The following is a 22,427-nucleotide window of genomic DNA, read 5'->3' on the forward strand; positions in this document are numbered from 1 at the left end:
TTGGCTCTGTGGATGAATCAGCAATAAAAGAGAAAAAGTTTTTTCTTTCGAAGCCCCCACTTCAAAACCTTTGGTTTAAGTGGAGGGTAGTTCACATGAACTAAAGAATTAATTGATGAAAAAGGTAAGAGTAATGAAGGGGGGAGTTTGGAACTGTAGGAGCGATAGCGACCGCCTCCCTCCTTATGATTCGGTTTTCTTTGTCTCTGGATTTCATCCGCGAGAAGCGGTATATTCCAAGAGATCTGGGGATAACAGCGGCCGAAAGTCTAAACATTCCCGTAGTTACGGCTGACTCCTTAAATGCAAAATCTCTAGTTCATCACATACAGTTCAAAAAACCCCGTTTACCCCTGTCTTGTAACATAAAATGCCTCATTCCAAAAAATAATTATTACATTATGTAAAGTGAAAATATTTATTATTGGTATAACATATATAGAAAGCAGTTATTTGTTTTTAATCTACCTAATTGTTCGAACGGAGATGATGTGATGCAGTTGAGAAAGTTAACCGTGAACGGCGAGCGACTGAAGAATACCATCGAGACCTTTGCGGATTTTGGCCGTACGGACAACAATGGTGTGACGCGGCTCTCTTTATCAGAAGAAGACATCAGAGTCCGGAGTTACTTCCGTTCTTGTTGTGAAGAGTTGGGAATGTCGGTGAAGGTTGATGATATGGGTACGATGTATGCGACACTTGCGGGTGTTCAGGAGAAACCACCTATCGTGATTGGATCGCACATGGATACTGTAAAAAAGGGCGGACGGTTTGATGGTGTGCTTGGAGTAATCGCCGGATTGGAGATTGTACGAACTCTGGTGGATCATGGGGTTAAGCCTGAGATTCCAATTACCGTTATGAATTTTACTAATGAAGAGGGAGCTCGATTTGAGCCTTCGATGATGGCATCCGGTGTCTTGTCTGGAAAATTTGATAAGGCCGTAATGTTAGGCAAAAAAGACCCGGAAGGAACTACGTTTCAGCAGGCGCTCGAAGCAAGCGGATATGCAGGTGATTCTGCGAATCGAATTCAGGAAGCCACCGCTTATCTGGAGCTTCACATTGAACAGGGTCCTGTCTTAGAGAGAGAGAATTTAACCATCGGTTTGGTGGATTGTGTAGTGGGCATGGTTTGTTATGAGATTGAAGTTACCGGTGAATCCGATCATGCGGGCACAACACCCATGGAGATGCGGAAGGATGCCTTGTTTGCCGCGAATGATCTAATTACAGAGCTGCGCAGCAAGTTGGGGGAACTTGATTCCGAATTGGTCTATACCATGGGACGCATGAACGTCCTGCCTAATATTCATACCGTTATCCCTAATCAAGTGATTTTTACGGTTGAAGCCAGACATAAGGATATGGATGTGGTTCACGAAGTCGAAGCCATCATTCAAGGTCTACCCTCGCTGCAAGGGGAATGTGAAGTCACAGCAACCAAGCTTTGGGGCCGTGATACGGTATGGTTTGATCCCGACATTTGCAACCGGGTGGAGCAAGCAGCATTGAGCTTAGGATATTCCCATAAAAAAATGGCCAGCGGTGCGGGTCATGATGCGCAGTTCGTAGCCAGTTTTCTTCCATCCGCGATGGTATTTGTGCCCAGTGTAAATGGTAAAAGCCATTGTGAGGAAGAACTCACCTCCTATGAGGATTGTGAGAAGGGTGTAAATGTCCTGCTGGAAACGGTGCTGTCTTTGTTATCTTCTTATTGAAGAAGCAGGAATGTAAATCGGACCCATTACTGATGTTATGTTTGTGAGACTAAACATCCCTTCACTTACTTTAGTTTGAACTTGATGTTACCTTTATGCACAATAGGCTTTGCTTTTCATGTTCCACCTAACAGCCCGCTCATTGAGCGGGTTGTTTATCTTTTTATACTTAAACAAAGGTGTCTAGGTGAAAAGTAACGTAGGAGAAGTTTGGAACTGTAGGAGCGACAGCGTTCGCCCAAAAGCTTTCCGTAGGAAAGATCGCTTCGAAAGCATGAGCTGTCCCCGGATTTCAACCGCGATCAGCGGTACGATTAAAGAAATCTGGAGACAACAGCGACCGAAAGTCCAAACATTCACCGTAGTTACGGCTAGTTACCGGACATCCATTTTTGTTTAAGTATTTGTAATAAATAGCCCCGTTGTGTAAAAACACAATCATGACAGATAATGTTTTTCTTTTTTAACAAATTGAAAAAAGAATTCATATGTTATGATTCTTCACATAAGAGATACACACAAGACAGGAGAGATTAAAATGATTATTGGAGTTCCTAAAGAAATTAAAAACAGCGAAAATCGTGTAGGCATAACACCGGCTGGTGTAGTTACTCTACTTAGAGCAGGGCATGAGGTTCTGATTGAGACAGGTGCAGGTCTGGGCAGTGGATTCCCGAATGAAGAGTATGAGCTGGCTGGAGCCAAGCTAATTGAGGATGCCGGAACACTTTGGGGCGCTTCCGACATGGTCATTAAGGTAAAAGAGCCGCTGGAGAGCGAATATGAATATTTCCGTCCAGGCTTAATATTGTTCACTTATTTGCACCTTGCTCCCGAGCCTGCTCTGGCAGCGGCGCTTCAACAGCATGGCGTGATCGGTGTTGCCTACGAAACGGTGGTAGATGGACGTACTTTGCCGCTGTTAACACCTATGAGCGAAGTGGCCGGACGCATGTCCGTACAGCTGGGAGCCCAGTTTCTGCAAAAGAATTACGGCGGACAAGGCATTCTTCTCTCCGGTGTTCCCGGGGTCAGCAGAGGTAAAGTCAGTATTATCGGCGGCGGTGTAGTGGGTACTAATGCAGCCAAAATGGCGATCGGCTTGGGAGCAGATGTGACTATTGTTGATCTGAGTGCAGAGAGACTGCGCCAGCTGGATGATATTTTTGGATCACAAATCAATACGCTGATTTCCAACCCTTTCAACATTGCCAAAGCGGTTGCTGAAGCTGACCTGTTGGTAGGCGCTGTGCTGATTCCGGGTGCTAAGGCTCCTAAATTGGTTACCGAAGAGATGGTTAAGAGTATGAAACCCGGCTCCGTTATTGTCGATGTGGCGATTGACCAAGGTGGTATCGTGGAGACGATTGACCGAATTACCACACATGATCATCCGGTATTTGAGAAATTCGGCGTGCTTCATTATTCGGTAGCCAATATGCCGGGTGCAGTTGCCAAAACATCTACTATTGCATTAACGAATGTTACAATTCCATATGCCCTGCAAATTGCTAATAAAGGCGTGGTTAAGGCTATTGAAGACAATGAAGGACTGAAAAGCGGTGTTAATGTAGCTAATGGGAAGATCACTTGCGAAGCCGTAGCAGAAGCTCTTGGGGAAGAGTATTACACGGTTGAGCAGGCCTTGGAGCAAGAGCCTACTTTAATATAAATATAGAACCAATAGAAATGAAATAAACAATAAAAGAGAATATGAGGGTAACCTAGAAACAGTCCAATCATACCGTGGGCTGTTCTTTTTTTCATGTCATATAGTCAGCTTAGGATAAATCATACTATAATAAAATCACTCTTTATTGCTAGATTCGGCTATTTTTCAGGTTGGGGTGGGGACATTTGACAGGATCAGATTCATCGTTTGATCGATTTTTTGACAGCATGGAATCCCTTGCGGATACCATCAGTGAAGCACTTCAGTCTCAAGTCACCATAGAAGACAGTAACCATCACGTCATTGGATATAGTTCTCATCAATTTGAGAGTGATCCCGCAAGAATCTCCACGATTATAGGCAAGCGTGTGCCTAACCATGTGATTATTGGTTTACGCAAAAAGGGTGTCATGCAGCAGCTTGAGACCGCCGTGCATGCGATCCGAATTCCTGCTGTTATGGAGGTGGGGCTAGGTCCCCGACTGGCTATATGTATTAAGCATCAAAAAGAAATTCTAGGTTATATATGGGTTGTGGATACCGGAAATCTGGCTGATGGACATGCGGAGAGCATAATAGAAAAGGCCGCCGGCATTGCCGGTCGTTATCTGTTGAAGCAGCGGGGCTGGAAAATGAAGCAGGAGAAAACGCAGGAGGATTTTTTCTGGAAGCTGCTGACTTCGCATTATGATTCAGAGCCGGCGATCAAGCAGGAAGCGGAAGCATGGTCGATTCTGCTGCCGAATAACTATTATATCGGTGTATTTGAGACTACTAAAGTGATCGATGATGCCTTTGTTCTCAAGGTTCGCCAAGCTGTGGCCTCCTATCCCGGGCTTCGTCTGCTGCTGCTTACAGCGGAGCACGACCGCCTAATTATTCTGTTCAGCTTCACCTTTACTATCGGGGGTACCCATGCCCTTTCCTCGTTTATGCGTAAGCTTGTGAAAGAATTATCTAAGAGTGAAGGCTGTCAGATATTGGCTAGCTGCAGTCATGATTATGACGAATATACGTCAGTTTCCAGTGCCTACCGGGAAGCAGTCTCTATTCTTAAGATCAAGAAGCTGCTGCCCTTTCACGGCCGGGATTTACTGTTGTATGAGGAAATTGGATTATGGGCTTATTTTCCGGCAATTATGGAGCATAAACGAATTCAGACCCGCAAAAGCCCTTTGCTGCATCTTCTTAAGGAACATGACCGCGAACATAAGAGCGATTTCTTAAAAACAGTGGCTGTCTACTTATCCCTAAACGGCAATCTAAAAGAATCCGCCTCTTTTTTGCATATCCACACCAACACGCTGATGTATCGATTGAACCGGATCGCAGAGATTACAGGCAAAAGCCTGAAGGACACGGATTACCGAACCTCGATGTATTTGGATCTATTGACGGAGGAGACCGGGCAGTTGAACGAGTGGTTTGTGGAAAACAGGGAATAGTATAAAAAGGCGATAAGACCACGCTGCCGAGTAACGGAGGTGCGTCTTATCGCCTTTTATTGTTAAAGCCCTAACGCTGCACTACTCTACAGTCTCAAGCTTCGATGAAACCCTGTTTCTGCCAAGTACCTTGGATTCCAGCAGCAGCTGATCCGCATTGACATATGCCTTTTCTATAGATACCTTAGGATTGATTTTATAGTAGTATAAGCCGAAAGAAGCTGTGTAGGTAATTTCTATATTTTGATCTTTATATTCGGCTTTGACTGTGCTTTTTTCAATGCCATGCAGAATCTCTTCTACTAAAAAAAGGGTTTGCTCAAAGGTTTTATTTCTCATGAAAAGAGTGAATTCCTCACCGCCGCTTCTGAATAAGTAATCATCATTATTTAGGAACGAGGTTAAGGTATCAGCAAAATGCTGGATGACACGATCACCCACGGCATGATTATAGGCATCATTAATTTTTTTGAATTTATCGATATCTGCGACGGCAACGCCAATCCACTCTTCGCCTTGTTCCAGCTCTTTCATTGTCTTATCCATGTAAGAACGGTTGAAGGTGCCCGTCAAGAAATCCTGATAAGCCATTTGCTCGAACTTGTCCCGTTCAAACTTATTCTGAACACTTTGAGATTTGGAATAAAAAGAACGGCTTACAATGTAATTCAGCAGGAACACGCTAATTAATCGGTCCCAATTCCCTTCTTGGAGGAATAACAGTAGCAGTCCGTTTGAAAGGGCTATTTTTCCCATATCCAACATACTTCTGTTCCCGATGTAAAGGTTAATGATTTCCTGACGTGTAGTGATATCTCTTGAGATCCAACAGGTTATCGAAATAAAAGTAGAGGATAATACGCTAGAAATTACAGTTAGCAGAAAGATTAATAGCCAGAAGCCAAATGGAAAGCTTGAAAAACCAGGGTACAAATATTGGTACAAGTAATAGGAAATCGAACCTGTTAAGGCAAAGGAGCCTATGTTGTAAAAGGTATCCAGAAATTCCTCGGGATCATCCGTTTTGGTGAGTTTTTTATACAAATATACAGTGACCCTATAAAGGGATTCGAATATAAAGACGCCTAGAGGACCGGAAAATATGCTCAAGGAGGCAGTGTAACTGATCCCATATTCTATGTTTGAGTTGCGGTTGGTGCTTACTATGCGCAGGTGATAATAAATACTGGAAAAAACCCAGTACACCAGCAGAGCTATCAGATAAGTGTTGCCAGGGATCGTAATGCGCCCTGAATTCCAGGCAATGGCTATGGAAATGAAAAATAACAAAAAATCGAAAATCCTTGCTTTCGACATAGTTACGAACTTTCCTTCCCCCTAAAGTATTGTAACTATTATACTCCAATACTTTTTAGTAAAGAAAAGATATTTTGTATCGGGGATTGAGGGGTGACTAATAATATTCCTTTACAGGAATATTCCCGTTGTGGTATATTTGGTTTGTAAGTAAGTGCTTTAGGATAAAACAGTATGGTTAAAGGAACATCAAACTCATGGAAACAACAACATTTAGTGCACTGGCTGAACCGAATCGCTTACGAATTGTGGAGCTCTTGCTTAGTGTTAAGGGTCCCTTGACTGTAGGAGAAATCGCAGATCGTCTGGGGTTACAGCAGCCGCAAGCTTCCAAACATCTGCGTGTCCTGCTGGAGGCAGGATTAGTGGAGGTAGAGGCCGTCGCCAATCGCCGTAATTACAAGCTTCGAGTCGAGCCGCTTCAAGCCCTTGATGTATGGCTAGAAACCTATCGAAAGGTCTGGGATGAACGATTTGACAATCTGGAGGCCTATCTGCAGAAGCTGCAATCCAAAGAGAATAATTGATTTAAAAATCGATTTTCAGGAGGAATTTGAGATGTCTAACAAAATGATCACCTCGGTAGAAGGACAGGAACTGATTCTGGAGCGGGTTTTTAATGCGCCGCGCGAGCTGGTATTCAAGGCTTTCTCAGAGGCTGAGCATCTTAAACAATGGTGGGGACCGCGCGGCTGGATCCTTCCCGTTTGCAACATTGATTTTCGCCCGGGCGGTATTTGGCATTACTGCATGAAGTGTATAGATGAGAAGCAAGGTGAATTTTACGGAATGGAGTCATGGGGTAAGGCTATCTACGAGGAGATCGTGGAGGGAGAATCAATTGTCTATGTGGACTACTTCTCGGATGCCGAAGGTAATGAAACGGAAGGGATGCCTTCCTCGCATGTTACGATGATTCTTGAGGAGCAGGATGGCCAAACGAAGCTTATCAGCCGTTCTAAATACGTTTCACCGGAAGCCCTCCAAACCGTTATGGATATGGGGATGGAACAAGGGATTTCGGAAACTTGGGATCGTCTTGAAGAGCATTTGCAGTCGATACAATAACCCTATAAGGTTCAGTTGTAACCAATACATGGAGAGGGCCGTCCCAAAAGCCATGCAAATGGCTATTGGGACGGCCCTCTCTTTGGTGAAAATGGAGTTATCACACAACCATTTCAAAGGAGAGGTTTCTTTTGTACCTTTGAAGTACAAAACTATCTCATTCGTCAAAAATATCTGCTTTTGAGACACCCCTTTCTTGCTTCAACGAGAATTGATGTATAGAAAACAACATTTGCCCATTAAAAATGCCTCTCTCGCACCGAATATTACATTTCATACAACAATTCAGCGCCCAACACCCCGTTACCCACCAATTCCTGTACTTTCTACAACAATTCAGCGCCCAACACCCCGTTACCCACCAATTCCTGTACTTTCTACAACAATTCAGCGCCCAACACCCCCGTTACCCACTAATTCCTGCACTTTATACAACAATTCAGCTCGCAACCCCCCAGTTACCCACCAATTCCTGTACTTTCTACAACAATTTAGCTCGCAACCCCCCAGTTACCCACTAATTCCTGCACTTTATACAACAATTCAGCTCGCAACCCCCCCCTTACCCACCAATTCCTGCACTTTCTACAACAATTCAGCTCGCAAGCCCCCCGTTACCCACTAATTCCTGCACTTTCTACAACAATTCAGCGCCCAACACCCCCGTTACCCACCAATTCCTGCACTTTCTACAAGAATTCAGCGCCCAACACCCCCGTTACCCACCAATTCCTGCACTTTCTACAACAATTCAGCGCCCAACCCCCCCGTTACCCACCAATTCCTGTACTTTCTACAACAATTCAGCCCCTGATAGGTGAATACGCCTTTTTAGGTTGCAACCTTTTAGGGTAATATACGTTTGGAAAGGTAAGATAAGGTGAGGGAAAGGGGCGCGGTCATGTACAGAATGAGAAAAGGTGGATATATTTTCTTGGGGATCATCATGCTGCTGCTTGCCGCCTGTAACGGAACGCCAAATACAGAGCCAGAACCTAAGGGGCAAACACTGGAGCAGCCCCAAGTGACAGAGGCAACGGCCGAGCCACAAAAAACTGTTGAGCCTCAAAAGACTATAGAGCCTTCAAAAACCATAGAGCCACAAGAAACTGAGGAGGCACCGGAGGAAGGGCAGCCGCCAACGGCCTTGGAAGCAGCAAAAACTGTAATATCTGCTCTAATGTCAGGCAACATGAGTACGCTGGCATCCTGGGTGCACCGCGAGAAGGGTGTTAGGTTCTCTCCTTATGCATATGTCGATACAAAAACCGATCTCGTATTTACCAGAGATGAGGTAGAGGGATTGATGAAGGATCCTAAGGAACTTGTGTGGCGGACGTTCGCCGGATCTGGTGAGCTGATCAAGATGCCGTATGCGGAGTACCATAAGCGGTTCGTCTATGATGCGGATTTTATAAAGGATGCCAAGATTTCATTAAATAAGGGGCTTGGACAAGGTACAACAATCAATAATTTAAATGAAGTTTATCCTAAAGATAGCTACGACTTCATCGAGTACCATATTGCCGGGATTGATCCTAAGTTCGAAGGGATGGATTGGCGCAGCCTTAGATTGGTATTTGAAAAAATCGGTCAAGACCATATACTTGTAGGTATTATCCATGATCAATGGACGCCATAAGTAATTATTACTCCGCACCAACCCAAGACCCGACACGTACACTAACCTATATTGGGGGAACTCCATCATGAAGGGGGAATTGCGGTGTCGTATTATTATCAACATCCTGATGTAATGGGTTTTGAGCGGAAGATGAGGACTGCCATTATGGAGGCGGCGGCTGCTTTGAATGCGAGCGGAGCGGATTTCGCCGTTTATGAAGACTCCCGCGGGAATCCGCAGTTTTGGACGCGGACAGCTAACGGAGGTTTGCTGCTGAAGAAGGGAGTTCTCCCTTCAGTCGGACTTTCCGACATCTTTCGAAACGGGCATTTATATGCCTTTGAGTGTGGGACTGCAATGGTAATTGTATTGTACAGGGCTACGATAGAGGTTATAGGAGAGAATGCGTTTAACAGGTATTTTCAAGATTTGTTCCTGTGGGATTGGCACTATGACAGCAACCTGCGGTTAATCGCCACCCATCATATATCTGAAGCTTCCCCAGGAGATGTGGTGTATTTCAAAAATCCTGACCATGCCCCTGACAAGGTCGAATGGCAAGGCGAGAACGCAATTATGCTTGAAGGCGGCCTGTATTACGGGCATGGAATTGGTATAGCGCCAGCAGAGGTGATCATTGATTCCCTTAATCAAGAAAGATTTCCCGGAAGTGTAACTTCGTCTTATCTGACCAATGAAGCACTGCACCCGGATTTTGCGTATTTGCAATCACTGTCTCTAGGAAGAGAGCCCTCGCCGGTAGATCATAGGAATTTGGAGTCTACAATATTCTCCAGAATCGGTACCCAAAGCTATATCCATAAGATGAAACGATAAGATGTCCATATAAGAGAGTATTCTAAGCCGAATTATGGCCGATGGAATACTCTCTTTATATTTTCATGGGTCCATAGCGGTTTTAAATCTCTATGAAATCGCTCCGAAATCTCTCGTAATCGGCAACCCTGCATTCCAATGTAAGCCGGGTTCCCTCTTCTTCATAGCTGGCCGATTGAACATGGGCATGCTCATTGAAATAGGAGACGACTGCGCCGCGGTCAAACGGAACCAGGATCTCACACTGAATATAGTCATTAAATACATGACTTCGAATCAGTTGAGTAAGCTCCTCGGCTCCGCTTTTTTCTTTGGCGGAGAGATAGACAGAGTCCCCTTGGACAAGCGGATAAGGCTGCTCCGTTAAATCGGCCTTGTTGTAAGCGTAGATTGTCGGAATTTGATCCGCACCCAGCGCCTTTAAGGTCTCATCAGTTACCGCCATATGCTGCTTATACTCGGGATCGGCATAATCGACTACGTGAATCAGCAGATCGGCTTCCGTCACCTCTTCGAGCGTAGAGCGGAAAGCTTTAACCAGATGATGGGGAAGCTGGCTGACGAATCCGACGGTGTCTGTCAGTAGAAACGTTTTGTGATCAGGCAGCATGATGCTGCGTACGGATGTCTCAAGCGTCGCAAACAACATATCCTTGGCAAACACTTGTTTGTTGGAGCCTGGGTGATAGGTTTCTACCATCACATTCATTAAGCTGGACTTGCCGGTGTTGGTATAACCTACTAGACAGACGACCGGCACTTCATTCTTGTGGCGCTGCTTCCGCTGAATCTGACGTCTGGACACCTGGTGCTGAAGCTCCACCTGCAGGGCTGAGATTCGTTCTTCAATTCTTCTGCGGTCTAACTCCAGCTTCGTTTCACCTGCGCCCCTATTCTTTAATCCGGCGCCTCCGCCTTGTCTCCCCAAAGATTCACGCAGCCCGGTCAGACGGGGCAGCATATATTGTAATTGGGCCACTTCGACTTGGAGTTGGGCTTCCTTGGTTTTGGCCCGCTCCGCAAAGATATTCAAGATCAGAATCGTCCGGTCAATGACCTGTCGATCCAATGAAGACTCCAAATTACGAATCTGGGAAGGAGTAAGTTCATCATTAAATATAACAATGGGGGCATCCTCCGCTTCTAAGAGCGCAGACAACTCCTGAATTTTACCGGTTCCAATATAATGGGAAGGGTTAACGCGGCTGGCCTTTTGACTTAATTCTCCCGTGACCCTTAGATCACAGGCGGCAGCCAAATTACGCAGCTCCTCCATTGAATAGGCGAAGTTGGTATCATTTTGGAGCTGGACACCCACAATTACTGCTTTTTGCTGTATAGATTCCATATTATTATTCATCCTCTCGGTACTGAAAAGTAGACCCAAAAAAGCACAGGCCATCTGCCTGTGCTTACAGTATCTGTAGAGGACTCAGAAATTCACATAGAATGAATACACCAAAGAAAGGCTCGGAAAGGCAAGATCATACGTGATCTTACCGGCGAGCAGCAGGTTATTCGTAAGCTTCTATGGGGTTAAATGGATAGACCAATCCTGAGTCCTCTGCACAGCGGCAGAGCTTCTTGCGCTATTTAGTTTAGCCGCGAAAAGTTCTAACTCGGATATAATCTATCACACCTAACCCCTCCGTTCCTGTAGTTAAAACGATTTTACCACGATGACCATTATATGGCAATGTAGTGGCGAGGTTTCTTTATTTTTTAAGCAAAGTGCGGATAAGAGATACCCTTAACAACTGCTTTTTCATTAATTTCACGCGGAATTCACGTCTTAACCTGTCGTAAATGCCCGGGCAATGGGTGTGGGCCCATACATACATCGCCTCGAAATCCTTGTAGCTTTTGGCTGAATTCATAAGGTAATAATAGATGGTATCGTAGACATTATGGTTGAACCATTGATTCATTTCCTTTGCGTTGTAACCGTATTGTTCAATCGCCATATTCTTAATGAGCATTTTCTCTTCCAAATTCTCGATGAGAAAACTCTGACTTAAGTTGAACGTAATATTGTTCCCGTGGATTCGATAGACACCCGCAATCACATCTATAAATCCGGCATCTCCAATAAGTAATGAACGCAGATAAATGGAGGCATCATTGACCATATTCATATTCAGGATATCCATTTGGATCAAAGCTTCACGCTTAAAGACGGTGGTTAGGGTGGAAGCAGGCTTGGGATACCCTTTTTGCTCAAAATTCATGAAATAATCCTGTTTGTTGATGATTTCACTAAGTCCCAGACTGGAGATCTTCAACTGCTCGGTCTGCGAGTATTTAAGAAATACATTTGCGGCCACAAAAGATGTTTCAGGATGGAGGAGATGAAAATCCACCGCTTGGCTTAAATAACTCCGGTCAATCAGATAATCGTCATCATCTAAAAAGAGGATATACTCCCCATCAGCATGTGCAGCAAAGGCTAAGCGCCGATTATGGCCTGGCCCGCGGTTCTTTTCGTTACGCATATAGATTACACGCGCGTCTCCGCCAAAACTTTGCTTCATTAGAATATCAGTGCCGTCTGTAGAACAATCATCAATCACAATAATTTCTTTACGGGGATAGTCCTGCATGAGAATACTTTGGATCGCTTGATTGAGGAACTCTTTTCGATTGTACGTGGTAATGATAATGCTGACTTTCGGAAGTTCAGCTTCAAGACTAGCTGCCGATGGGTTATTCTCCGGTGGAGGGAAGTTACGTTTCATGTCCACAAGACCCATCACCAGCTCAGGAAGCTGCTCTTTCTCCACATGGAACTGCTCTGACAGGTAGTAAAGCAAGGTATCTTCTGAGGCTTTCCCCCATAAAAAAGCCTGAACAACCCCGGATAAAGTCTCTAAATTAGTTGCAGTAGGGTTAAGAGTATCCGTTAGCTGATCCAATAACTCGTCATACGATTGCTGCCAATCCTCGCTATGATTCATAATCAATCCTCCTACACGCTTACTTTAGATCCGGAATTCACCTTACGCTTCATTTTCGCCCGATACCCTTTGAAATGGTCCCAAGCATACAGGAAGACGGATTTCTCCATCAAGGAGGAGATCAAGAAATAGATAGGGAGAATTACAATTCCCAAGATCGCCCCCCAGACGATAATTTCGATATAGGAGGAGATGTTCATATTCATCGTTTCGGTAACCGCAATAATGACTAAAAAGACGCCTATGTTCATGAACCATCTTTTGAAGGTTACCCAAGGGCTCCGGTTCAGCAGTACTTTATTAGCATAGATAACGATATCAATAGAACGGTATAACAGGGCTGCAATGGTCCCCAGCAAAACTCCGTATATCCCAAAGAAAAGAACGAACACGATGGAGGCTATTAAATTAATCGCCGATTCCAGGATGGATCGATTCTGCGTTTTCTGAAAGTGTCCGGCTATCGTAATCACATTGTTCGCGGAAGTTCTTACATTGGTTAACAGCTTAATCGCTACGAACAACACAGGCAGCCAGAAATTGATATAATTCACATCGGTTACACCGGCGGTATACAACCGCATAAAGGGCAGAATTAAAATGTAAGCCACAGTGAGAATGGCAAAGATCAACCCCATGAAATACACTTCGAAGGCATCATAGAGCTTAAGGAAGGCTTCTTTGCTCTCGTGATAGCTTTGCCCAAGGGCGGATTTCACGCTGCCATTCACGGTTTGGACGACGTTGTCTACAATCGTAAAGATCATGTTGTACATGACATAGATACTGACAATTTTCAAATTGGTAAATAGGGTTAGAATGAGTACATCTGTGTTTCTGAATACCAAATAGGAGATTTCATGAACCAATACCGAGTTCTTTTGTCCAATCGCTGCAAAATCAGGCTTCAGGCTTAAATCGATCCATTTGTAATTCTTTTTCATGTATACATAAAATACGACAATTTGCAGCAGGGTCAGCACGAAGAAGGAAGCTTGAACCGCAATAATGTTGACGCCTTGCAATAACAGGATAATGCGCACCACGTTGTTCAGGACATTGGCTGCGGTAACGATGGAGGTTTCAATATAGCTTTTTCCCTCAGCGATGAGGAGAATTCTGAATTTCCCTTGAAAATAGTAATTAATTGCCCCGCCCAGCCCTGTCAATAAAATAATGAACACGATACTAAGCTTATTAATCTCCGAATGGATCACCAGCGGATACACGATAGCTATCATTAATACCGCGAAAAAGTAGTACACCCCTGTTTTTTTATAATAGCTGGAGGTAGCTGCCAGAATAGAGTTGATGTGGCTCCGGTCATTTTGAGCTATCGGTTTATACAGTGCTTGTAGGGAGGCTGCCCCGACACCCGCTTCCAGAAGAGCCAAATAACTGATGATCTGGACGATCGAAGCAATTAATCCGTTGGCCTCCGAGCCATAGTTGACCATGATCAGCCGAGGAATAAAGAAACCGAGAAAGATGGTGATGAATTGACTTCCTAGCCCAAAGGACAAGTTAAGAATACTCCGTTTTGCTCTCATAAGTCCTCCTGCCCAGAAGCGATAAATATGAGTCAAGCTTCTCGAAGTGTCTCTCTGCTTGTATAACCTGTACGGATACATCGATTCCGTTGGTATGAAAGCTGTTAAAAACCTGTTCCGGCTGGAGGTCTTCCATACCTTTGAAGTCGGTGTATAAGCCTGTAAAGCCTGCATCCTGCATGACATTGATCATTTTGTTGCTGTAGGCGATCGGGAAGACCGGCTTCTCGAATACCCAGCCTAGGATCATTGCATGAAATCTGGAGGCTACAACAAAGCTTGATTCGGCAAGCACAGACAGAATTTCCTCAATGTTTGTTGTGAACAAATGTGTTCGGGTTCGACCAACGAACTCCTGCGGCAGTCGGTTCACGATCTGTTCAATCGCTTCATGATCCCCTTCATGCTCACAAAAGGACAGGAAATGCACCTCAAAGCCTTGTTGAATGCAATACATTGCAACTTCTTTCATTTTTTCATAATAGAGCAGGTCGTAACTGCCCAAACCCTTGGAGGACGGCTTGATCACGGATATAGCCACGTAATTCTCCTTAGCCTGTTCTTTCGGTGGAGTGAGCTGAAATATAATGTCGGGCGCCAATCGTACATTTCGTAGATCCTCAAACAGCTGATAGGAATATTCCTCGCGGAAGCATATATCCGTATATTGCGCGAAGAGCTCCTTATGCGTCTGATAATACTCGTCATCTGTGAAGGGACCGAAGTTAGCACCCAGTAAAAAGTAGGGTTTCGACTTGTTCCGGATCGATTCTGCTTTGTGGAAATACTCTTTCCAGTACTCCCCCTGCATGAAAATGGAGCCGCCGATATGCACGATTCCATCACTATGGTTCACCAGAAACCTTTGCATGAAATCCGGCTGCTTTATTTTTTTGAATAGAAAGTTAATGCCTCTGATCCAGAGGGAATCCGAAGCGTATACCCGGAGATTCTTCAGGTCTTTGAAGGAAAGCTTATACTTTCCCGGAGCGAGGATGGCGAATCGGGCATCCGGATATCGCTCGCAAACAACCTTAATGAATAAATCATCACCCAAATTGAACTCCGTATAGGCATATATCAATATTTTTTTCATCGCTCCATCTCCTTTCCGGCTCAATTCACCCTAGCTGTTTGCTTGAACCTTGATCACTGTCTTGATTCTGCTTTTCAAATGAATAATGCTTCGATCCAAATGAATGAACCTCTGATATAACACGGGGGAGAACAGGAAGGCCTTGATCTGAAAGGACAGTTTCTTGTCAGCTCCGTTATAATGCTTCATGATTCCATGCATTTCTTGCGTGAGCTTCGGGTACGTCTGATCAATATCCTGAAGTAAATCTTGAATCCGTACGCCTTGAGTGCTGCTGAGACAGGTATTAAGGTTGAAAAAGTAGTTCTCTGTCATTTCCCTGTTCAACAGCAGATCAGATATGGGTTTTAATTCGCCGGAGAAATGGGCCTTGAAATACGCATCCACCCGCTTAAAAGCTTCCACAACATCGAATTTTTTGACATTATAGCTGTTGGAGATCGAGGAACCCCGCTGCAGGTAAAAGGATAGGACCTCCGGAAGGGAAGTTACTTTAGATGCTCTGGACAAGGCTTTATAGATAAATTCCTGATCTTCGCCGTTTATACACTGCTCTGTATATTGGATTTCATGCTTCAGCAGGAAGTCTCTCTTGTAAGCAATACTTCCGGTCCAGATCCGCAAACTTTTTTCGACGAAAATCTGCTGTAACGCTTCAATGCCCGTGATGTGGTTTAAACTTGAAGTGAAGCTGACAATCGTTGATTGATCCTCCCTAACCAGGTTATATCCCCAACAAATGATGTCGGGCTCCCGGTCGGTTACATTCGTCTGAAGGGTCTGCACCAGGTCTGTTGAAACGTAATCGTCACCGTCCAGAAACATCACATATTTCCCGGAAGCGGCGTATAAGCCTGTATTTCTGGCAGCGCTTACTCCATGGTTGTCTGTTCTTAGGATCCTGCACTGCAGGGAAGGGTGAATCGCCATAAAGGCATCAATAGTGTTATACGTCTGATCGGTAGAGCCGTCATCGACAATAATGACCTCGAATTGTTTTTCACTTTGGTGAAGAAGTGAATCCAGCATCGGGGCCACATGACTTTCCAGATTGTACACAGGAACCACAATGGTTAAATTCACTTGAACACTCCTTTCTTTGAAAAAGAACGGGAAATTACGCGGCAGACGATTACTTAAATCAGTTGTCTTGAGAATATTTGTTTTAGGCCTTTTTTGTAGCCTTTAATGGCAGGATAGTTCTTCTTAGGCCGCTCTCTGAGAATCAAGTAGAGTGTTGTCCATAACAATGCAAGGTAACCTATGGGTCCTGACTTTTTATCTTTAAGCAGATGGACGTGGTTAAGTACCCGGGTGTAAGCGACATCCTCCAGATTATCTCTGGAAGCCGGTGATTCATGATGAATGAGCTTAAGTTCGGGGTTGATATAAAGCTGGCCTTTATTCAGTGCAATTCGGGACATGAGGATATCCTCGCCGACGCTGTAGCTCTTTAACCAAGGGACCGGCTTCAGATCTTGAATAGCCTCTTTCTTAAAAGACATATTGCAGCCGTGCTGAAATTCTGTCTTGAAGGTTCTCCTAGCCTTGTGCCAATTGTACATGGAACCGGCTTGACCGCTCAGGGACAGTTTTCCACTGAATAGGGACTGTTGAAACGAGAGAAGGCATCGAATAGTGCCCAAAAAGCTGTTTGTCATTCCGATAGCTACGCCGCCGACACCTACACAATCCGGATGATCGCGGTAGGTTTGAAGTAAGGTGGAGAAATAATGGTCCGGAATCTCAACGTCATCATCAAGGAACAATATCGTGTCCATGGTGGCTAATTCCACCGCCTTCACTCTGGACAGCCACAATCCCGGGTTCTTCTTGTTGTAGTAGATAAAAGAATAACCGTTCTCGTCTAAAATAGACTGATACTCGTCAAGTTGCTGCATGGGTAGATCGCCGTCATCTACGATGATAACTTCAATGTTGTGGTGTGCACTTAGGTTTTGATTAGTCATAGAATGAATGCACCGTGTCAGATCCTGTACCCGATTCCTCGTGCAGATTACCACTGACAATCCTTGCATGGACTCCACTCCTCTTTATCTAAATATCCACAGCTAACTTAAACTTACTATTGGAGTCAAAAGGTTGTATATACTACTTTAGTTTACTTATTTGTCATATTTACATATTTTAGGAGGGTGAATTTACGCAAAAAAAGAACATCCAAGGCTGCTGGATGTTCTTTTTTGGGGTTTAATCCATCCATTCCCGACGCAGGGTGAACAGATCCTTCAGCGCCTCGGTGGACAGCTCGGTAATCCAGCCTTCGGAGCTCGATATCACATTATCACTGAGCTGCTGTTTGCTCTCCAGCATCTCGTCAATCCGCTCTTCAAGCGTTCCAAGGGCAATGAACTTGTGTACTTGAACATCTCGGGTCTGGCCCATTCGGTAGGCACGGTCCGTGGCCTGATTCTCAACCGCCGGATTCCACCAGCGGTCGAAGTGGAATACGTGATTCGCCGCCGTCAGGTTCAGTCCAACACCCCCTGCTTTCAGGGAGAGAATAAATACATTAGGCTGATCACTAGGCTCCGATTCCTGGATAGAATGGTCTGCATTGAACTGAAATTGTTCAATCATCCGATCCCGGGCCGTTTTGGAGCTGCTTCCGTTCAGATAAAGCACAGGCTCCTGCAGCTCCTGCTGCAATACCCGCTGGAGCATTTGACCCATGCCGATATATTGGGTGAATATCAGACACCGCTCTCCTTCTTCGCGCAGCTCCTTGACCATGGCCATAAGCCGTTCCAGCTTGGAGGAGCGGGTAATTAAAGTCTCTGTGTCCAAGATACTATCGAGGGGTGGCAAAGGCTCCTTCTTCAGCAGCATCGGGTGATCGCACAGTTGCTTGAGCTGTGTGAGTGCTCCGAGAATAGCGCCCTTACGCTCTATTCCCTCCAGCTTTTGCATCCGTTCCATGAGACTGTTCACGGCCTGATCGTAGAGGGCACCCTGCTCTGCTGTGAGATGGACGTAGGTCTTCATTTCATTTTTATCGGGAAGATCCAACTGGATATTTGGGTCCTTTTTCTTACGGCGGAGCATGAATGGCTTAACTAGCTTTTGCAGGTCGGCCGTGCGCCTTTCGTCCCGTTCCTTTTCAATGGCATTACTGAACCGGTCTTGGAAAGCCTTCGCGCTGCCCAAATAGCCCGGTGTTATGAAATCATAGATTGACCATAGCTCTGAAAGCCGATTCTCGATGGGTGTTCCGGTAAGCGCAATGCGGTGCTGAGCCGGGAAGCTGCGTACGGCAGCGGATTGCTTGGTCTGGGCATTCTTAATATTCTGAGCCTCGTCCAGGCAGACCGTTGCCCAAGTAAATTCCTTCAGCAACTCCTGGTCCAGAGCTGCTGTCGCATAGGAGGTTAGCACCACATCCGCTTGCCCGGCCGCTCCCTGGAAGAACCCCCCGTCCAGACGTCTGCTCCCGTAATGAAGCATTACATTGAGAGAAGGGGCGAACCGGGTCAGTTCCTTCTGCCAGTTGCCCAGAACAGAAGTAGGGCAAATAATCAGGGAAGGCCAGGAGGACTGATGATCAGCCGTATTCTCCTTCAGATGAAGCAGATAGGCAATCAACTGCACCGTTTTTCCTAGTCCCATATCATCGGCTAAGCAGGCCCCAAGTCCAAAGCGGCGTAAAAAGGCGAGCCAGGCAAAGCCCTGACGCTGGTAGGTACGAAGTTCTGCCTGAAGAGCAGCGGGTACGTCAAGCTCCGGCCATTCCTTCTGCTGTCCAAGCTGGGCGATCAGCTGGATAAGGTGGCTGTTCAGTTCCACCTCCAGCCGGAGGCGGGTTGGGTCCTGTTCCGATGCATCTGTAGAGTCGCCGTTTCCGTCACCCTCACTATTTCCGAGCAAATGCAGCTGTAATACATCCTGGAAAGATAGGCCCTGACTCTTATCCATACCGTCCATAGCCCTGCGAATCTGGGCCAGTAGGGCTGGGTCCAGTGTAATCCATTGCCCCCGGAAGCGAACGATCCGTTCATTGCGGGCAACCAGATCATTGAACTCCGCTTCGGTCAACTCGGCATCGCCAATAGCTACTCGCCAATCGAAATCGATAATCGAATCTAACCCGAACAGAGATTGGTTCCCGCGGCTTCCCGATTCTGCACTCACCTTGGCGCGCAGCCGGGGTTTCTTCCGGCTGGCGGTTTCCCACCAGGCAGGCAGCAGGACCTGCCAGCCTGCATCCAGCAGACGTCGGCTGTCGAGTGTCAAGAACCGCCACGCCGTTTCACTGTCCAACGGATGTCCGAGTACATCGCTGCCGCCGGAGAACCGTTCTTCCGGCAGAGCTGCTCTTAAACGCGTCAGCCAACCGGAAGAACGTTCCCGCACATGCGGCATCCACTCCGCCGGCCATAAGCCGGAGGCTTCGCCGTCGTCATCAAGACGTACGGGAACGAGCGCCGACTCATCCAGCTTGTCCTGCAGAACAAGCTTAAGCCGCCAGTCGGTTTCTTCTTCATCCGGTTCGAGCAGCTGCAGGGCGGGTCGGAACGGCGCTGTATCCGCCTTCCAGCCGACCGCCATAAGCCAGTCGCTTGAATCCATTCCCATTGCAGCGGTACGGTCCATGTCGAACAACCGCGGAAATTCTCTCCGTAAATCGCCCGCTTCCTGCTGGGTTCCATAATACAGCTGAGTTACGGCGGCCGAGAATGCTGCCCGCAGTCCTTCAAGGAAGGCGGAATTCTCTGCACTTTCCCGGAGAACATCCAACTCTATATCTTCCGAAGCAGCCATAGCCGACAAGGCTTTATCATCCCAAATCCATTGGAGCTTGCCCGTTTGAAAGGCTGAAAGACCAGGGACATACTTCTTGTCATTCAGACATCCGGCGAGTAAAGGAGACAGCCTTATCAACTGAGCGGCTTCGCCTTCCCAAGCCCACTCGATATGGGTTAGCAGCTTCTGTTCCGCGAAGAAGGGAATGACCTGCTCGGCAGGAAGAATAATGAGCTGAGTCCCCTCTGTAGGTTCAATGGTCAACTCGGTTCCATAGAAGGAAGCCTCATGCCAAGCAAACAACCGCTGTTTAAGAAGAAAACCCGGCACGTAATCATCTGTTTCTGTAGATCCGAAGATCAGAGCGTCCCCATACTGGCTTAAGGCAGCATGAACGGTAATGGTTTGTATATACTTACTCATGGTATAAGCTTTCCTCTCCGAAGCTCCTCCTGCAGCGCACGAAGCCGGCTGTGACGAACGGTGAATGCGCCGAGGAAGGATTCCCAGCGTTCTTCCTGCTTCATTTTTTTATATAATTTTTGCAGACGTTTCAGCAGTTTGACCGCAGCTTTATAGCTGCCGCGGTTTTTCTCGGATACATATCTTTCGACCGCCTGATGGTAGAAGGGCAGCAGAATTTCTGGTGCATTCTTCTCCAGCGGCTGCAACTTCGTAACGCGGAAATTAGCAGGCTCCCGCCCTGCGGATAGCTGGTAATCCATCCATTCCTGCCATTTGCCGTACGCTAACAGCTTCTCATCATAGATGTCACGGGAAGCAGGAAGCATCGCGACCAGTGAAGTCCACATCAGCGGCTGTGCATCCGGAAGCTCCTGAACGGCCTTCTCCCAATACAGAGAATACTCATCCAGCTTATAAAATCGGCGATGGCTGAGCAGGTTGCTAGTATACACAAGCCATGTCACTAAACGGGGCCATTCCCCAGCTTCAGATAAAGGTGTAAGAAAGCGCGTTAACGCCTCGGGGTGGAAGTCAGGACGTTCAGCGGCAGTTTTAAGCAAGGTCCAGGCTTCTTCATCTTCAGATAGCTGGAAGTGAATCCAGCTTTGGGCCAGCAACCAGGAATAACGGGATAAGGTTGAACCCGACTTCTCTTCAAGCTGCCGGAGCTGGTCCAATTCCTCGGAATAGAGGGACTTGTCCTGCATATTAGGGATGATCCAATGGCTCCAGAACAAATAATAGCAGGTTGAGAAATGGAATGGATCACGAGTTTCTGTAATCATTTCCTGACGGAGTTGGGCTAAGGTATCTGTTACACGGTGCCATTGCTCCGGCTCGGCATCCAGCTGAAGCGTGCTGTCAAAGCTGTGTTCAATGGTCTGCTGCAGCTCAGACACCGCGAGATGGGTATAATAACCCATGAAATTGCCAAAGGAATGGCTTTGATTCCGGGCGGGCTTGATTAACATTTCTAGCAGAAATAGCTGGGCGTGCAGCCTGAACAGCTGCTCTGTGACAGGGCTAAGTGATGGTTTTAATTTAAATATGAGGGCTAATGCGGCTTCGACAAATTGCGGATTTCGGACTTGCTGCGACAAAGGAGCAATGCAGCGTTCGAACCAATCATGCCATTCCCTAACCTTCATGGAAGGGATGTGAAGGGCTGCTTCTTGCAGCTTAGACTGAGGACTATGGCTATTTCGCTGGGTACTGGATTCCGTGAACACCGCCGGGGCGGCTTTGGCATTGACCAGCGCGGGGACAGAACGATTCTGCCAATCCGCGAAATTCAGCAGTACAGCAGCCATATGTTTACAGGGCCCGTTAACCGGACAGTCGCAGTGGTTACGCGAAAAGGACTCCAGATTGATTTCAACTGCATATTCTTCTCTTCCCTCAACAATGGCCTCCATTTCAGGAGGATTGGTCATGGAGAACTGAAGGACACGGCCCTGTTTATAATATTGAAATCCGCGTTTAAGCGTCAAATCGTCGAAATAATAAGCGGCATTTTGAATGAGGATACTCCACTGAGCATCATCTATGGCATAGGTAGGCGTTGTTTTCATCATAGTAGCTCTCCTGATGGTTCAATAGTCTCTAATTCATTCTGTTCATGGCTCTTTCTCGAAATCAGTGCTTGATTTTCCGTTTACGTCACTGTGCCGGGAACGATTTCGATTTAACTTCGCCTGATGTTTCACCGGGTTTGGGGTAACTACGTCTTACAGGTAGCGAATCCGGGTTGCGGACCCGTCCTTCGGTGAATTAGAGGGGAAAATGCCCGCTAATACTGACCAAAACGCCATGAATATGAGATTAAAGGGAAAATACCCTTATAATTTTACCCATACCGTCCCAAAGAGGTATATCCTCAAAATTAGCGGGCGAAATTTCCTCTAATTTCCCAAA

General features: G+C 46.1%; 16 protein-coding genes. 7 read left to right on the forward strand and 9 right to left on the reverse strand.

Going from position 1 to position 22,427, the window contains the following annotated elements:
* The first annotated feature begins 494 nt into the window (after window positions 1-494).
* The 3 genes from J2T20_RS23720 to J2T20_RS23730 all read left to right on the forward strand — a co-directional run bounded on the left by J2T20_RS23720 (window position 495) and on the right by J2T20_RS23730 (window position 4,841).
* Window positions 495-1,724, forward strand: coding sequence for a Zn-dependent hydrolase (locus J2T20_RS23720; protein WP_307592181.1), 1,230 nt, complete (start codon window positions 495-497; stop codon window positions 1,722-1,724).
* A 538-nt stretch (window positions 1,725-2,262) separates the two neighbouring features.
* Window positions 2,263-3,396 (forward strand): alanine dehydrogenase, encoded by a 1,134-nt coding sequence (ald, locus tag J2T20_RS23725; RefSeq protein ID WP_307592182.1) that lies wholly within the window; start codon window positions 2,263-2,265, stop codon window positions 3,394-3,396.
* A 185-nt stretch (window positions 3,397-3,581) separates the two neighbouring features.
* Window positions 3,582-4,841, forward strand: a complete 1,260-nt coding sequence (locus J2T20_RS23730; protein WP_307592183.1) for a PucR family transcriptional regulator — start codon at window positions 3,582-3,584, stop codon at window positions 4,839-4,841.
* Between the two features lie 81 nt (window positions 4,842-4,922).
* Here the strand turns inward: J2T20_RS23730 and J2T20_RS23735 are convergent, their stop codons facing one another.
* Window positions 4,923-5,885: a GGDEF domain-containing protein gene (locus J2T20_RS23735; protein ID WP_307592185.1), complete on the reverse strand. Its 963-nt coding sequence runs from the start codon at window positions 5,883-5,885 to the stop codon at window positions 4,923-4,925.
* Between the two features lie 470 nt (window positions 5,886-6,355).
* Between J2T20_RS23735 and J2T20_RS23740 the strand changes: the two genes are divergently transcribed.
* The 4 genes from J2T20_RS23740 (at window position 6,356) to J2T20_RS23755 (ending at window position 9,687) form a co-directional block, all read left to right on the forward strand.
* On the forward strand, window positions 6,356-6,685 hold the full coding sequence (locus J2T20_RS23740; protein ID WP_307592187.1) for an ArsR/SmtB family transcription factor: 330 nt from the start codon (window positions 6,356-6,358) through the stop codon (window positions 6,683-6,685).
* A 31-nt stretch (window positions 6,686-6,716) separates the two neighbouring features.
* On the forward strand, window positions 6,717-7,226 hold the full coding sequence (locus J2T20_RS23745; protein ID WP_307592189.1) for an SRPBCC family protein: 510 nt from the start codon (window positions 6,717-6,719) through the stop codon (window positions 7,224-7,226).
* Between the two features lie 901 nt (window positions 7,227-8,127).
* Window positions 8,128-8,868 (forward strand): hypothetical protein, encoded by a 741-nt coding sequence (locus J2T20_RS23750; protein WP_307592190.1) that lies wholly within the window; start codon window positions 8,128-8,130, stop codon window positions 8,866-8,868.
* An 84-nt stretch (window positions 8,869-8,952) separates the two neighbouring features.
* Window positions 8,953-9,687 carry a protein-glutamine gamma-glutamyltransferase gene (locus J2T20_RS23755; protein WP_307592192.1) on the forward strand — a complete coding sequence of 245 codons (735 nt, stop codon included), beginning with the start codon at window positions 8,953-8,955 and terminating at the stop codon, window positions 9,685-9,687.
* A gap of 82 nt (window positions 9,688-9,769) precedes the next feature.
* On the opposite strand, the gene hflX is transcribed toward J2T20_RS23755, so the two are convergent.
* The 8 genes from hflX to J2T20_RS23795 all read right to left on the reverse strand — a co-directional run bounded on the left by hflX (window position 9,770) and on the right by J2T20_RS23795 (window position 22,087).
* Window positions 9,770-11,035, reverse strand: a complete 1,266-nt coding sequence (gene hflX, locus J2T20_RS23760) for a GTPase HflX (RefSeq protein ID WP_307592194.1) — start codon at window positions 11,033-11,035, stop codon at window positions 9,770-9,772.
* A gap of 367 nt (window positions 11,036-11,402) precedes the next feature.
* The gene (locus J2T20_RS23765) at window positions 11,403-12,641 is read right to left on the reverse strand and encodes a glycosyltransferase family 2 protein (protein WP_307592196.1); all 1,239 of its coding nucleotides are present in this window, start codon (window positions 12,639-12,641) and stop codon (window positions 11,403-11,405) included.
* Between the two features lie 11 nt (window positions 12,642-12,652).
* Entirely contained in the window at window positions 12,653-14,191 is a 1,539-nt protein-coding gene (locus tag J2T20_RS23770) for a lipopolysaccharide biosynthesis protein (protein ID WP_307592197.1), read from the reverse strand.
* The gene (locus tag J2T20_RS23775) at window positions 14,166-15,287 is read right to left on the reverse strand and encodes a polysaccharide pyruvyl transferase family protein (RefSeq protein WP_307592199.1); all 1,122 of its coding nucleotides are present in this window, start codon (window positions 15,285-15,287) and stop codon (window positions 14,166-14,168) included. The genes J2T20_RS23770 and J2T20_RS23775 overlap by 26 nt, the downstream gene beginning before the upstream one ends.
* A 30-nt stretch (window positions 15,288-15,317) precedes the next feature.
* Entirely contained in the window at window positions 15,318-16,370 is a 1,053-nt protein-coding gene (locus J2T20_RS23780) for a glycosyltransferase family 2 protein (RefSeq protein WP_307592201.1), read from the reverse strand.
* A 53-nt stretch (window positions 16,371-16,423) separates the two neighbouring features.
* A complete protein-coding gene (locus tag J2T20_RS23785) occupies window positions 16,424-17,326 on the reverse strand; it encodes a glycosyltransferase family A protein (protein WP_307592203.1) in 903 nt (300 codons plus the stop codon).
* Between the two features lie 172 nt (window positions 17,327-17,498).
* Window positions 17,499-20,471 (reverse strand): DEAD/DEAH box helicase, encoded by a 2,973-nt coding sequence (locus J2T20_RS23790; protein ID WP_307592205.1) that lies wholly within the window; start codon window positions 20,469-20,471, stop codon window positions 17,499-17,501.
* Entirely contained in the window at window positions 20,468-22,087 is a 1,620-nt protein-coding gene (locus tag J2T20_RS23795) for an SWIM zinc finger family protein (RefSeq protein ID WP_307592206.1), read from the reverse strand. The genes J2T20_RS23790 and J2T20_RS23795 overlap by 4 nt, the downstream gene beginning before the upstream one ends.
* Between the last annotated feature and the right edge of the window lie 340 nt (window positions 22,088-22,427).

Origin of the sequence: Paenibacillus wynnii (genome assembly GCF_030812855.1) — a bacterium.
GTDB lineage: Bacteria > Bacillota > Bacilli > Paenibacillales > Paenibacillaceae > Paenibacillus_AQ > Paenibacillus_AQ wynnii_A.

What these genes read in the sequence shown, in the direction of transcription:
- J2T20_RS23720 (WP_307592181.1), top strand. Translation starts at nt 495, where the DNA reads ATGCAGTTGAGAAAGTTAACCGTGAACGGCGAGCGACTGAAGAATACC.
- ald (WP_307592182.1), top strand. Translation starts at nt 2,263, where the DNA reads ATGATTATTGGAGTTCCTAAAGAAATTAAAAACAGCGAAAATCGTGTA.
- J2T20_RS23740 (WP_307592187.1), top strand. Translation starts at nt 6,356, where the DNA reads ATGGAAACAACAACATTTAGTGCACTGGCTGAACCGAATCGCTTACGA.
- J2T20_RS23745 (WP_307592189.1), top strand. Translation starts at nt 6,717, where the DNA reads ATGTCTAACAAAATGATCACCTCGGTAGAAGGACAGGAACTGATTCTG.
- J2T20_RS23750 (WP_307592190.1), top strand. Translation starts at nt 8,128, where the DNA reads ATGTACAGAATGAGAAAAGGTGGATATATTTTCTTGGGGATCATCATG.
- hflX (WP_307592194.1), bottom strand. Translation starts at nt 11,035, where the DNA reads ATGGAATCTATACAGCAAAAAGCAGTAATTGTGGGTGTCCAGCTCCAA.
- J2T20_RS23765 (WP_307592196.1), bottom strand. Translation starts at nt 12,641, where the DNA reads ATGAATCATAGCGAGGATTGGCAGCAATCGTATGACGAGTTATTGGAT.
- J2T20_RS23770 (WP_307592197.1), bottom strand. Translation starts at nt 14,191, where the DNA reads ATGAGAGCAAAACGGAGTATTCTTAACTTGTCCTTTGGGCTAGGAAGT.
- J2T20_RS23775 (WP_307592199.1), bottom strand. Translation starts at nt 15,287, where the DNA reads ATGAAAAAAATATTGATATATGCCTATACGGAGTTCAATTTGGGTGAT.
- J2T20_RS23785 (WP_307592203.1), bottom strand. Translation starts at nt 17,326, where the DNA reads ATGCAAGGATTGTCAGTGGTAATCTGCACGAGGAATCGGGTACAGGAT.
- J2T20_RS23790 (WP_307592205.1), bottom strand. Translation starts at nt 20,471, where the DNA reads ATGAGTAAGTATATACAAACCATTACCGTTCATGCTGCCTTAAGCCAG.
- J2T20_RS23795 (WP_307592206.1), bottom strand. Translation starts at nt 22,087, where the DNA reads ATGATGAAAACAACGCCTACCTATGCCATAGATGATGCTCAGTGGAGT.